Origin of the sequence: Dactylosporangium siamense, from assembly GCF_016862795.1 — a bacterium.
In the GTDB taxonomy this organism is placed as follows: Bacteria; Actinomycetota; Actinomycetes; order Mycobacteriales; family Micromonosporaceae; genus Dactylosporangium; species Dactylosporangium siamense.
Genome location: NZ_BONQ01000060.1, coordinates 66,060 through 78,917 on the forward strand (window position 1 = coordinate 66,060; position 12,858 = coordinate 78,917).

The 12,858-nt window shown below is 72.4% G+C and carries 11 protein-coding genes and 1 tRNA gene; 3 read left to right on the forward strand and 9 right to left on the reverse strand.

The genetic code is table 11. The features are described from left to right. Positions 1-6 precede the first annotated feature (6 nt). Positions 7-1,356, reverse strand: coding sequence for a GH1 family beta-glucosidase (locus Dsi01nite_RS20590; RefSeq protein WP_203847832.1), 1,350 nt, complete (start codon positions 1,354-1,356; stop codon positions 7-9). 34 nt (positions 1,357-1,390) lie between these two features. On the opposite strand from Dsi01nite_RS20590, the gene Dsi01nite_RS20595 reads away from it, so the two are divergent. After that, on the forward strand, positions 1,391-2,164 hold the full coding sequence (locus Dsi01nite_RS20595; RefSeq protein ID WP_203847833.1) for an aldo/keto reductase: 774 nt from the start codon (positions 1,391-1,393) through the stop codon (positions 2,162-2,164). Here Dsi01nite_RS20595 and Dsi01nite_RS20600 read toward each other — a convergent pair. Beyond that, complete coding sequence (locus Dsi01nite_RS20600; RefSeq protein ID WP_203847834.1) at positions 2,151-2,612, reverse strand: hypothetical protein; 462 nt, start codon at positions 2,610-2,612, stop codon at positions 2,151-2,153. The two genes, Dsi01nite_RS20595 and Dsi01nite_RS20600, sit on opposite strands and share 14 nt — an antisense overlap. Positions 2,613-2,692: 80 nt before the next feature. On the opposite strand from Dsi01nite_RS20600, the gene Dsi01nite_RS20605 reads away from it, so the two are divergent. Beyond that, positions 2,693-4,255 carry a methyl-accepting chemotaxis protein gene (locus tag Dsi01nite_RS20605; protein WP_203847835.1) on the forward strand — a complete coding sequence of 521 codons (1,563 nt, stop codon included), beginning with the start codon at positions 2,693-2,695 and terminating at the stop codon, positions 4,253-4,255. 99 nt (positions 4,256-4,354) lie between these two features. Here Dsi01nite_RS20605 and Dsi01nite_RS20610 read toward each other — a convergent pair. Next, positions 4,355-4,426: transfer RNA gene (locus Dsi01nite_RS20610), tRNA-Val, on the reverse strand. Between the two features lie 86 nt (positions 4,427-4,512). Then, the gene (locus Dsi01nite_RS20615; RefSeq protein ID WP_203847871.1) at positions 4,513-4,965 is read right to left on the reverse strand and encodes a peroxiredoxin; all 453 of its coding nucleotides are present in this window, start codon (positions 4,963-4,965) and stop codon (positions 4,513-4,515) included. A 47-nt stretch (positions 4,966-5,012) separates the two neighbouring features. On the opposite strand from Dsi01nite_RS20615, the gene Dsi01nite_RS20620 reads away from it, so the two are divergent. Next, positions 5,013-7,661: an Hsp70 family protein gene (locus tag Dsi01nite_RS20620; protein WP_203847836.1), complete on the forward strand. Its 2,649-nt coding sequence runs from the start codon at positions 5,013-5,015 to the stop codon at positions 7,659-7,661. 383 nt (positions 7,662-8,044) lie between these two features. Here Dsi01nite_RS20620 and Dsi01nite_RS20625 read toward each other — a convergent pair whose 3' ends face one another. The 5 genes from Dsi01nite_RS20625 to Dsi01nite_RS20650 form a co-directional block, all read right to left on the reverse strand. Beyond that, positions 8,045-8,476 carry a DUF3052 domain-containing protein gene (locus Dsi01nite_RS20625; protein ID WP_033362448.1) on the reverse strand — a complete coding sequence of 144 codons (432 nt, stop codon included), beginning with the start codon at positions 8,474-8,476 and terminating at the stop codon, positions 8,045-8,047. A gap of 106 nt (positions 8,477-8,582) precedes the next feature. Next, positions 8,583-11,408: a transketolase C-terminal domain-containing protein gene (locus tag Dsi01nite_RS59180; protein ID WP_308442076.1), complete on the reverse strand. Its 2,826-nt coding sequence runs from the start codon at positions 11,406-11,408 to the stop codon at positions 8,583-8,585. Positions 11,409-11,474: 66 nt separating this feature from the next. Then, positions 11,475-11,918 (reverse strand): NUDIX hydrolase, encoded by a 444-nt coding sequence (locus Dsi01nite_RS20640; RefSeq protein WP_275423402.1) that lies wholly within the window; start codon positions 11,916-11,918, stop codon positions 11,475-11,477. 49 nt (positions 11,919-11,967) lie between these two features. Next, a complete protein-coding gene (locus Dsi01nite_RS20645) occupies positions 11,968-12,381 on the reverse strand; it encodes a YjbQ family protein (protein ID WP_203847837.1) in 414 nt (137 codons plus the stop codon). A gap of 13 nt (positions 12,382-12,394) precedes the next feature. Continuing rightward, positions 12,395-12,838 carry a hypothetical protein gene (locus Dsi01nite_RS20650; RefSeq protein WP_203847838.1) on the reverse strand — a complete coding sequence of 148 codons (444 nt, stop codon included), beginning with the start codon at positions 12,836-12,838 and terminating at the stop codon, positions 12,395-12,397. Positions 12,839-12,858 lie beyond the last annotated feature (20 nt).

The window sequence follows — 12,858 nt, forward strand, 5'->3', positions numbered from 1 at the left end:
ACGATGTCATCCGGTCGGTCCGCCCTGCAAGTCCGGGCGGGGTGCAGCTGAGGTGCAAACCTCCCTGAACCAGTCGAAGGACCGCCGCCTGGTCCGCTCCTGGGTGGTGAAGTCGACGTGGACGAGGCCGAAGCGCTGGTCGTACCCCTCGGCCCACTCGAAGTTGTCCAGCAACGACCAGGCACAGTAGCCGCGGACGTCGACCCCGGCAGCGATCGCCTCGCGGACGGCGGTGAGGTGGTCGGCGTGGTAGTCGATGCGGAACTGGTCGTCGACCGGTGCGTGGGAACAGCCGCTCTCGGTGATCCAGATCGGCGGGAGCTTCTCGCCGTACGTGTCGCGCAACGTCACCAGCAGGTCCCGCAACGCCGACGGCACGACCGGCCAGCCGAAGTCGGTCGTCGGGTAGCCCGGGATGGTCTCGGCGCGGTGGAACGGCAGGTCCTCGCCGGGCAGCGGGGCGCCGACGAGGCTCGGGTTGTAATAGTTGACCCCGAGGGCGTCGATCGGCTGGGAGATGACCCGCAGGTCGCCGTCCAGGACGATCGAGTCGATGTCGGCGGTGGTGAGCGCCTCGACGATCGGTGGGTACTCGCCGAGCAGGACCGGGTCGGTGAAGAGCCGGTTCTGCACCAGGTCGTAGAACATGGCGGAGGTCTGGTCGTCCTCGGCGTCGCTCTTCGGCCACACCGGCGAGTAGTTGTTGGCGAGGGTGATCGGCGCGGCGGACACCCGGCGCAGCGCCGACACGGCCAGGCCGTGGCCGAGGAGCTGGTGGTGGATGATCGGGAGCAGGTCCAGGCCGAGCTGCTGGCCGGGGGCGTGGACGCCGAGGACGTGACCGAGCACCAGGTGGATGTAGGGCTCGTTGAGCGTCACCCACAGCTTCACCCGGTCGCCGAGGGCCTCGCCGACGAGCTCGGCGTATTCACCGAAGCGCATCGCGGTGTCGCGGTTGCCCCAGCCGCCGAGGTCCTGCAGGGCCTGCGGCAGGTCCCAGTGGAACAGGGTCACGAGCGGGTCGATGCCGCGGGCGAGCAGGCCGTCGACGAGCCGGTCGTAGAACGCCAGGCCGGCGGCGTTGGCGGGGCCCTCGCCGGTCGGCTGGACCCGGGACCAGGAGATCGAGAACCGGTACGCGGTGGCGCCGAGCTCCTGGATCAGGTCGAGGTCGGACTCCCACCGGTGGTAGTGGTCGCAGGCGACGTCGCCGGTGGCGCCGCCCCTGGTCGTGCCGGGGGTGCGGCTGAACGTGTCCCAGATGGACAGGCCGCGGCCGTCCTCGTCCGCGGCACCCTCGATCTGATACGCGGCGGTCGAGACGCCGAACTGGAACCCCGCTGGAAAGTCCGACATGATCGCACGCTACCGGCTGGGGCAGTATTGGGCCATGGCACACGAGATCCCGACCGTCGAGCTCGCCCCGGGGGTGCAGCTGCCGACCATCGGCTTCGGCACCTGGCAGATCACCGGCTCGTCGGCGTACGAGTCGACCCGCACCGCGCTCGACGTCGGTTACCGGCACATCGACACCGCCACCATGTACGGCAACGAGGAGCAGATCGGCAGGGCGCTGCGCGACAGCGGCGTGGACCGTTCGGACATCTTCATCACCACGAAACTCCCGCCGTCGCAGGCCGGCCTGGAGCGGCAGACGATCGAGGCCAGCCTCAAGGCGCTCGGCGTCGACCACGTCGACCTGTGGCTCATCCACTGGCCGCCGTCGCGGGCGAAGTCGGTGCCGACCTGGGCGGCGTTCCAGGAGGTCCGCGACGCCGGCCTGACCCGCTCGATCGGGGTCAGCAACTACGACGCGGCGCTCATCGACCAGCTGATCAAGGAGACCGGCGAGGTCCCCGTCGTCAACCAGGTCGCGTGGAGCCCGGCCCAGCACGACGAGCACTTCCTCGCCGACATGCGGGACCGGGGGGTCGTCGTGGAGGGGTACAGCTCGCTGAAGAACACGCCCCTGGAGGACCCGCGGCTGGTCGCGATCGCGGCGGCGCACGGAGTGACGGTGCCGCAGGTGGTGCTGCGCTGGCAGCTGCACCACGACATCGTCATCATCCCGAAGTCGACCCGCCGGGAGCGGATGACCGAGAACCTGTCGGTGCTCGGCTTCTCGCTGTCCGCGGACGAGCTGGAGACCATCAACGCCTTGTGACGCCCCGGTCCACCCTGGCCCGCCAGCCCCCGTCGCGGGGCTGGCGGCGCAGCTTCGCGAGGGCCTCGACGGCGCCGGTCACCAGCTCGCCGAAGTCGGGGTCCGGTCCCTTGTGGATGAGAAACGCCAGGCCGTTCGAGTTGCTCACGGCCCATCCGGTACGCCTGCCAAGCCGGTGCGCCGCATCGGCGCCGTGCGCGGTGACCAGCTGGATGTCGAACGGGTGGCGCACCGCACCGCCGTCGCGGGTCACCACGATCCGCGCCTGCGGTCGCGTGCCGTCCCGCTGGAACAGTGCCCGCCACCACCGCCGGCGCTCCGGCGGGGCCTCCACGATCACCTCGACGCCCTCGCCGTGCTCACCCGGGTCGCGGGCGTCCGCGACGGCGCGCACCAGGTCGACCACCTTCGCGGTGTCCGACCGGCGGAACGGCACCCAACTGTCCACGGCGACATCTTCGCCTGCTTTTCCTCAGATGCCGCCACCATCGGCCGTTCAGCGGGACAGAACATCCGAAAGGACGTCCCATGCGCCGCTGGCTGGGTTCCCGCCGCGTCTATACCAAGATCCTCATCGTCGCGGCCGTCGCGATCGCCGGCACCGCCGCGACCGGGATCTTCGCCCTCGCCGGCATCGCGGGGCTGAGCAACACCCGCAACGACGAGGTCGGCCACTCGGTGCCGTACATCACCGCGCTGAACAAGGCAGCCCTCACCGCGAAGGCGGCGGCCAACGACGAACGCGGCTACCTCCTCGGCGGCGACACCACCTTCCGCGACGAGGCGCTCGGCCGCCAGGAGACCGTCAACACCGCGCTGGCCTCGGCCCTCGCGCTGGCCCGGTCCGGTGCTGCCGTCCAGGAGATCCAGGCCGCCACCGACGCCTGGTTCACCGCGCTGCGGGCGGAGTTCACCCTGTTCGGCACCGACCGGCCGGCCGCCGTGACCGCCGCCTTCGGCCCGAACCGCGACCTGCGCAAGGTGTACGAGGGCCTCCTCGACAAGGAGATCGCCCGCGCCGACGCGGCCCTGGTCGCCGGCAAGGAGTTCGGCGACACGGTGTCCTCGGTCCGCTTCACCGTCGTCGTCCTGCTGATCGTCGCCCTCGCCCTCGCCGTCGCGCTCGCGCTGTACATCGCCCGCTCGATCGTGCAACCGCTCGGCCGCGTCTCGCACGTCCTGCGCGCCGTCGCCGACGGCGACCTCACCCAGGACCCGGCCGTCGACCAGCGCGACGAGGTGGGCCAGATGGCCGACGCCCTGCGGACCGCCACCGGCAACCTCCGCCGGACGGTGGCGACCCTGGCCGAGCACTCGACGGTCCTCGCCAGCGCCTCCGAGGAGCTCGCCACCACCAGCGCGCAGAGCTCCGACGGCGCCGCGACCGGCGCCCGTCAGGCCAGCGCCGTCGCGGGCCTGGCCACCGAGATGTCCGGCGCCATCTCCACCGTCGCCGCCGGCGCCACCGAGATGGGCGCCTCGATCCGCGAGATCGCCCAGAGCGCCACCCAGGCCGTGACCGTCGCCGGCCGCGCCGTCGAGGTCGCCGGCACCACCAACACCGTCATGGGCAAGCTCGGCGACTCCTCCGCCGAGATCGGCAACGTCATCAAGGTGATCACCTCGATCGCCGAGCAGACGAACCTCCTCGCCCTCAACGCCACCATCGAGGCGGCCCGCGCCGGCGCCGCGGGCAAGGGCTTCGCCGTCGTCGCCTCCGAGGTCAAGGACCTCGCCCAGGAGACCGCCCGGGCCACCGACGACATCAGCCGCCGGGTCGCCGCCATCCAGTCCGACACCACCGGCGCCGTCGCCGCCATCGAGGAGATCACGGGGATCATCGCCCAGATCAACGAGTACCAGACGACGATCGCCTCAGCCGTCGAGGAGCAGTCCGCCACCACGGAGGAGATGAGCCGCAGCGTCGAGCAGGCCGCCGCCACCGGCAACCAGGTGGCCGCCACGATCGGCGACGTGGCCACCTCCGTGCAGCTGACCACCACCGGCATCGCCGAGGCCAACCGTGCCGCGGGGAGCCTGGCCGAGCTCTCCGGCAGCCTGCGCACCATCGTTCATTCGTTCCGCTACTGACGGCGGCTCCGGCTGTGTGGCGGTTTCCGGCTGTGCGGCGAATTCCGGCTGTGTCATGACGAACGGCCCCCGTCTGTGCGGGGGCCGTTCCTGGTCACGTGGGCACGGTTGGGTTCGAACCAACGACCCCCCGCTTGTAAGGCGGGTGCTCTTCCACTGAGCTACGCGCCCCGAACTGCTGTCACGGTGACGCGAACCCGGGTATCCAGGATGCTACCTGCCGCGCCTCATCCGCCCCAGTCGGTACCAGATGTGTATCAGCTCTGCAACGATGCGATCGCTGTCCGCCAGGCGTCCTGGTCGCGGGCGGTGCCTGGGCCGTGGTGCTCGGCGAACCTGACGATGCCGGTGGTGTCGATGAGGAACGTGCCGCGGTCGGCGAAGCCGCGCCGGTCGTTGAAGACCCCGTACGCCTGAGCCACCGCACCGTGCGGCCAGAAGTCCGACAGGAGGGGGAAGTCATAGCCTTCGCGGTCGGCCCAGACCTTGTGGCTGTAGGGCGAGTCGACGCTGACGGTGAGGACCTGCACGGTGTCGGACTGGAAATCGCCGGCCGTGGACAGTTCGCCCTGGCAGGTGCCGGTGAAGGCGAGCGGGTAGAAGACCAGGAGCACGGCCTTGCGGCCGCGGAAATCCGACAGGCGGACCTCCTGGTTGTTCTGGTCCCTGAGCACGAAGTCCGGCGCCTCACCGCCGACGTCGACCGACATGGACACGAGCATGCCAGGTGTCGTACCGGGGGCCTACACTCGCCCGCATGGCTGCCGGTCCGCGTCTGGGCATCGACTTCGGGACCTCCCATACCGTTGCGCTGCTCGCGTGGCCGGATGGGCGGGTCCGCCCCTTGCTGTTCGACGGTTCGCCGTTGCTGCCGTCCTGCGTCTACGCGCAGCCCGACGGGCAGGTCCTCGTCGGCCGCGACGCGGTGCACGCGGCGCGGGTCGACCCGGCGCGGTTCGAGGCGAGCCCGAAGCGGCGCATCGACGACGGCACGGTGCTGCTCGGCGACCGCGAGTTCACGGTCCCGGCGCTGATCGGGGCGGTGCTGTCGCACGTGGCCTCGGAGGCCCGCCGGGTCGCCGGTGGGCAGGTCGGCGCGGTGACGCTGACGCACCCGGCGGCGTGGGGCGTGTCGCGGCGCCTGGCGCTCGTGGAGGGCGCGACGATCGCCGGGATGCCGCAGCCGGCGCTCATGCCCGAGCCGGTGGCCGCCGCGCACTATTTCGCCGGTGTGCTGCAGAAGCCCCTCACCGCGGAGCAGGGCCTGCTCGTGTACGACTTCGGCGGCGGCACCTTCGACGCCAGCGTGGTGACCCGCGCGGGTGACGGTTTCGACGTGCGCGCGGTCGACGGCATCGACGACCTGGGCGGCATCGACCTCGACGCGCTGATCGTCGACCACGCGAAACGGCAGCTGGAAGACGCCGCGGTGTGGACGCGGCTGGAGAGCCCGCAGACCACCGAGGACCGCCGGCACCGCCGGCTGCTGTGGGACGACGCCCGGGTGGCGAAGGAGATGCTGTCGCGGACCCCGACGACGGGGCTGCACGTGCCGATCGCGGCCGCCGATGTCGCCATCACCCGCGAGGCGTTCGAGGACCTCGCCCGGCCGATGCTGGAGCAGACGGTCCGCACCACGGCGGCCGTGGTCCGCTGGGCCGGGCTGGACAACAGCAAGCTCGCCGGGCTGTTCCTGGTCGGCGGTTCGAGCCGGATCCCGCTCGTCGCGACGCTGCTGCAGAAGGAGCTCGGGGTCGCGCCGACGATCATCGAGCAGCCGGAGATGGTGGTCGCTGAGGGCAGCCTCCGAGCGTGGGTGAACGTCGGGCCCCAGCCCGGCGCGGCCGCCGGCGCACCTGGTGGGGCGCCTGGTGGGGCGCCTGGTGCGGCGCCCGCGGCACAGCAGGACGGTCTGGCGAAGCCGCAGGGCGGTCAGGGCCAGGCGGCCGGGGCCGCGGGTGCGGCGGCCGCCGCGGGTGCGGCCGGTGCGGTCTACGGCGGGGCTCAGGCGGCGCAGGCCGCTGGATTCCCGCAGGGCGCCGTGGCCACGCCACCCGGCGGCGTGACGCCGGTCAGTGCCATGCCGATGAGCGCGCCCCCCGTGAGCAGCCCTCCGATGAGCGCGCCGCCGATGAGTTCACCGCCCATGAGTGGACCGCCCATGAGTGGACCGCCCATGAGTGGACCGCCGATGAGTGGGCCACCGATGAGTGCGCCGCCGGCGAGCAACGTGCCGGTCAGCGCGCCGCCGCCGGTGAGCGGCGGTCCCGGCGGGTTCCAGGGCTATCCGGCGGGTGCGCCGGTCAGCCCCGGATTCGGCGACGCCGAGGCCACCCAGCGGATCCGTCCGACGACCCCGCCGGTGCAGCAGGCGGGCTACCAGCAGGCGTACCAGCAGGGCCACGCCCCGGTCCAGCCACCGCAGCCGCCCCGGTTCGCGCAACCGCCGGTGCAACAGGGCTACGTGTCGCCCTCGGCGACCCGCATGGACTACGCACCGCCGATCCCGCGGGAGGAGCCGCTGCCGCCACCGCCCCGCCGGCGCAATGTGGCGGTCCCGCTCCTGGTCGGCATCCTGATCCTGGCGCTGGGGCTCGCCGGCTACGTGGTCTACACGGAGGTCGGCAACAACAAGTCCGACAACACCGCCGATCAGCAGCCCTCGACCTCGACCAGCACCACCTCCGCCCCGTCCTCGTCCACGACCAGCCAGGTGCTGAACATCCCCGCGAGACCCCGCGAGGACCGCCCGTCGTGGCTGCCCAACAACTGGAAGCAGTTCCCGCAGCGCGGCCTGCACGACCTGTGGTATTCGCAGGACGAGGAGGGCGGCAGGTGCGACGCTGACGACAGCGAACTGCACGTCACGTCCGCCCGGCAGGGCCTGACCGGCTGCTCGCTGAAGGACCCGCTCAACGTGTCACTGGCCGACGTCGGCATCGAGGCCAAGGTGCACCGGGAGACCGGCTGCGCCGGCATCTGGGCCCGCACCGGTGACCGCGGCTACACGGTCGGCGTCTGCGACGGCGTGATCCGGCTGTACGCCCTGGGCGACAACGCCCCCAGCCAGGACAACGAGCTGGCCTCGTGGCCCGTCAAGATCGAGGGCGACCCGTACGTGACCCTGGTCGCCATCGGCACCGAGATCTCGGTCTGGGTCAACGGCACCAAGCTCGGCACGAAGAACCACGATCTGATCAAGAAGGGCAAGGTCAACCTGGGCGCCTTCACGGCCGCGGACCCCGCGGACGTCACCTTCTCGGAGGTGCGGGTCTGGCAGCCCCAGTCCAACTCCGGCGGCGGCGGCAACCAGACCACCTCGCCCAGCCCGTCGAAGTCGGGCTGGTCCAACCCGCCGTCGACGACCGCGACACCGAAGCCGACCTCGACCAAGTCGGCCCCCTGACGCCCACCCCACCCCGCCCGGCCCGGGCATCCGCCACGACAACCCGTGACGATGCCCGGCCGGCGCCCGCAGGACGGTGCCCGGCCGGCATCGGTTCGAGCTGGGCGGCGTGATCGAACGACAGTTCTGGCCATCAGCCCCTTGACCACCGGCCCGCCGCGTTGACTCGGCAGCATCGGGATCGGCGCCCGATGTCCCTACCGTCGCTGAGGGTGGGCACCGGTGCGCCTGGCCGGCCACGCGACGGTGCCGGCGGTCCGGGCGTGCGCAGGAGGCATCGGCCCGAGCACCTCGCCGGGGCGGCGGGGTCGGGCTGGTCTGGCTCGCCTTCGACTTCCCCCTCGCGGGGGAGGGCGCCGGCGAGCACACCGACCGGCTCGCGGCTAGCGGCGGGACCTCGCGGCGCGCGGCGCGACCAGGCGCGCCGCGGTCCAGTCCTTGCCGGCGTTGACCGTCGAGGTCTGCTGCAACCCGGCGGTGGGAGCCGACTCGTTGATATCGCTCGGCTCGACGTGCCCGGGACGGCCGGCCTTCGGGGTGAGCAGCCACACCACGCCGTTGTCCGCGAGCGGGCCCAGCGCGTCGATGAGCGTCTCGACCAGGTCCCCGTCGTCGTCGCGCCACCACAGCAGCACAACGTCGACGACCTCGTCGGTCTCCTCGTCAACCAGGTCCCCGCACCGGTCGATCAGGACGTCGCGGAGATCCTGGTCGACGTCGTCGTCGTACCCCATCTCCATAACGACCATGCCCGGTTCGACGCCGAACCGGTCCGCCAGGCTCTTCACCTCGGCCTGACCCGCGGTCGCGTTCACTGTCCACTGCCTCCTGTCGCAACACCACTGTTAGCGCGTAGTCCACACAGTACGGGCCGTCAACGCAAGTGGCGCACCGATGCGATCGAAAAACTATCGGTCCAAACTACCGGGCCAACAGCGATTTCGCTCCCTGGACGATCTGTTCCTCGGAGACGAGGACGTGGTTGGCGGCCGGGCCGAGGGGCACGAACGAGTCGACGGCGGCCACTCTGCGGGCCACGCCGACGTAGCCGGCGTCCACCAGGGCGGCGATGATCCCCTCGCCGACGCCGCCGGAGCGGCGGGTCTCGTCGACGACGAGGACGCGGCCGGTGTCGGAGGCGTGCTTGATGATGTCACCGACGGGGAGGGGCGACAGCCAGCGCAGGTCGACGACCCGGCAGGTCACGCCCTCCTCGGAGAGGCGGGCCGCGGCGCGCAGCGACATTCGCACGCCGTTGCCGAACGTGATGATGGTGAGGTCGTCGTTGGGGCCGCTGTGATACGCCCGCGCCCGGCCGATGGGCACGTGGATGGCCGACCACTCGCTGGGCGGCGCGTAGTCCGACAACCACCAGTTGTCGCTGTCGCCGTGCAGGTCGCGGGTGTGGTAGAGCGCGATGGGCTCCAGGAACACGCAGACGCTGCCGTCGACGATCGCGCTCGCGAGGCAGGTGCGCAGCATGGGCGCGGCGTCCTCGGCGCGGGCGGGCGCGGCGACGACGAGGCCGGGGATGTCGCGCAGCACGGCGAGGGCGTTGTCGTTGTGGAAGTGCCCGCCGAAGCCCAGCTGGTACGCCAGGCCGGCCACCCGCACGACCATCGGGTTGTGGTACGCGCCCTGCGAGAAGAACTGCATCGTGGCGGCCTCGCCGCGCAGCTGGTCCTCGGCGTTGTGCAGGTAGGCCAGGTACTGGATCTCCGGCACGGGCAGCATCCCGGCCAGGCCGGCGCCGAGCCCCAGGCCGAGGATCGAGGTCTCGTCCAGGAGCGTGTCGAAGACGCGGGTGGCGCCGAAGCGGTCCCGCAGGCCCTTGGTCACCCCGTAGACGCCGCCCTTGGCCGCCACGTCCTCGCCGAAGACCACCATCTGCGGGTAGGCGAGCATGGCGTCGGTCAGGGCGGCGTTGATGGTCTGCGCGAGCGTGAGCGGGCCGGCGCGCTCGGGGAGCCGCCCGTTGAACGCCGCCGCGCGGGTCGGCGGGTGGCCGTTGCCGTTGGGCCGGTTGTCGTCGGCGGGCTCGGGCGCGTCCCGGTCGGCGAGCGGCTCGCCGTCCGCGGGCTCCACCGGCCCGTCCTGCGGGTAGGTGAGCCCCGCCAGGTCCGCGAGGATCGAAGCTGCCGAAGCGGCGGCCTCGTCCGGCGGCCCGGCGACGAACGACCCGGTCCCGGTCGCCGGCTCCGGCCAGTCGTCCGCGCCGGAGTCCGCACCCGAGTCCGCGCCGGAGTCCGCGCCGGAGACCGAACCCGAGTCCGCACCGGAGTCCGCACCCGAGTCCGCGCCGGAGGCCGAACCGGCGCCGGCGCCCGAGCTCTGGCCAGCCGTCTGGCCCGGGTCGGTGACCAGGGCGTGCTGGCCCGAGTCGGTGACCAGGGCGTGCTGGCCGGTGGCGGGGCCCTCCGGCGCGATGGCCGGGATGTCGTCGTCGGCGGTGGAGGGCGCCCGGTGCGACGACACGGTCCGGGAGGCGGTGGGCCGCCCCTCGTACGCCTCGGCGAACTCCAGGTCGTCGTCGATGTCGCTGCCCGCGTCGGGGTCCACGGCCTCGTCGATCAGGTCCGCGGCGGCGTCGGCGACGGCCCGGGACACCCGGACCGGACGCCGCGGCGCGAGGGGTGCGGTCACCTCGGAGGCGCTGCCCAGCTTCGGCTCGCCGAGGACCTCCTCCGCGACCCGCCGCACGTCCCAGCCGAGCTCGTCGTAGCGCCCCATCAGCTCGGCCGGGGTGGCGACGCCGGCCTCGACGAGGAGCCGGGCGGTGCGGACCAGGGGGTCGCGGGCCAGGTCGCCGGCGATCTCGACGGGGGAGCGGTACGCCATCTCGGCGTCGGCGCCCGCGTGACCCATCAGCCGCACGGTGGTGAGGTGCAGGACCGCGGGGCGGCGGAAGCGGCGCACCCACGCGGCGGCCTCGGCGGCCCGGTCGTAGGCGGCGGCGCTGTCGCAGCCGTCGGCGGCGTAGTAGCGCACGCCGGGGCGGCTGCTCAGGGCGGCGGCGACCCAGCCGTCGGGGGAGCGGACGCTGATGCCGAGGGAGTTGTCCTCGCAGACGAACAGCAGCGGCAGGCGCAGGCCGACGTGGTCGCACCAGCCGGCGGTGTTGAACGCGGCGGTGGCGGCGGCGTGGTTGACCGACGCGTCGCCGAAGGAGCACACGACGAGGGCGTCGCCGGGCCAGCCGTGGCCGTTGGCCGGGCCGGCGGCCGGGTTGCGGCGGCGGCCACGGCCGAGCGCGTAGGCGACGCCGACGGCGCGCGGCAGGTGTGAGGCGATCGTCGAGGTCGTCGGCACGACGTGCAGGTCGGGGTGGCCGAAGACCTTGTGCCGGCCGCCGGCGATGGGCTCCTTGGCGGAGGCGACGACCCCACGGAGCACGTCGCGGATCGGATCGCTGCCGGGGACCTGCGCCGCGCGCATGCAGTAGAAGCCGCCGGAGCGGTAGTGCAGCAGGGCGGGGTCGGTCGGGCGCAGCGCCGCGGCGACGGCCGCGTTCCCCTCGTGGCCGGACGAGCCGATCGTGTAGTAGCCGGCGTCGAAGCTGCGCAGCCAGCGGGCGGCGAGGTCCAGGTGCCGGCTGGTGCACTGGGCGTCATACAGCGCCCTGGCCTGCACGCCGGTCAGCGCGGTGTCGTCACGCACCGGCTCGTCGAAGTCCCGGATGACCGTGGCGGCGACGAGCCCGGCGAGCTCCGCGCGGAACCGCTCGTCGAGGTCCTGTGGCGTGGTCACGCTCGACAGCATGGCCGAAATTGGTCTTCGGTTGCCAGTCCGATGCGGCGCGGGGTGTCCCGGCCGCTACCGCCTGTCGCGTTCCGCGAGGGCCCTGTACTGCGAAGACGCCAGGAAGCTCGGCACCAGAAGCGCCGCGGTGACGCCGAGGTCCCGGGCGAGTGCCTCCTCAGGTGTGAGGAACACCATTGCCTGACCCTCGCCGAGGACGATCTCGTCCTGGGTGGCGTCGGTGGGCGCGGAGTACACGTGCATCTCCACGAGGCCGTCGGCGGTGGTCACCGACGGTCGGGTGCTGGTCACGTAGTGTTCGAGCACGGTGACGGTGAGTCCGGTCTCCTCCCACACCTCACGGCGGGCGGCCTCCTCCGGGGTCTCCCCTTCTTCGATCTTGCCGCCGGGCATCGCCCACTGGTTGGGGGAGACCTTCGCGTGGGAGTCGCGGTGCTGCATCAGGACCCGCCCCTGCGGGTCGACGAGGAAGACGACGGCGACGCGACGCTCGATCACGCCTGTGATCCTCCCGCCTGATGGCCGGGACGCCCGGCAGAAACGCGGTTCATCCGCGCAGGAAGCTGAAGCGGACCTGGCGGGTGGCGTTGTCGCCGTTGGGGTCGACCAGGCAGATCGACTGCCAGGTGCCCAGCGCGATGCGCCCGCCGATGACCGGCAGCGTCGCGTACGGCGCCACGAACGCCGGCATCACGTGGTCCCGGCCGTGGCCGGGTGAGCCGTGCCGGTGCCGCCAGCGGTCGTCGGTCGGCAGCACGTCGTCCAGGGCCGTGAGCAGGTCGTCGTCGCTGCCGGCGCCGGTCTCGATGATCGCGATCCCGGCGGTGGCGTGCGGGACGAACACGTGCAGCAGCCCGTCGCCGTCCGGCGCGTGCGAGGTCACGAACCGCGATGCCTCGTCGGTGATGTCGCGCACCACGGGCCGGGAGCCGGTGCGCACGGTGATGACCTCGGAGTGCATGGACCCCAGTCTGTCAGTCGCTGGAGGACGACGACGACCCCGAGTCCGACGAGGAGGACGACCCCGAGTCCGACGAGTAGGACGAACCGGAGTCCGACGAGGAGGAGCCTGAGTCGGAGGAGGACCACGACGAGCCGGAGTCGTGCGAGGAGTGGTGGTGGCCCATGTCGTGCCCCCAGCCGTGCACGTGCCCGCCGTGCGAGGAGTGGTGGCCGCCGGAAGAGCCGGACGAGCTGCTGAAACCGCCGTCCGGGGTCCAGTCGGGTCCGAACGGGGCGGAGTCCGACGGTGCGCCGTGTCCGCCGCCCGGGCGGGAGGAGGCATTGGTGAAGGTGGACCTCACGGCGCCGCGGACGGTCCGGCGCACGACGAATACGATGGTGAGGACCACGGTGAGGATCGAGCCCCCGACGCAGAGGATCGGGATCAGCAGCCACCAGGCAGAGTTGTCGGACACGGCCGGACCGTAGCCGACCC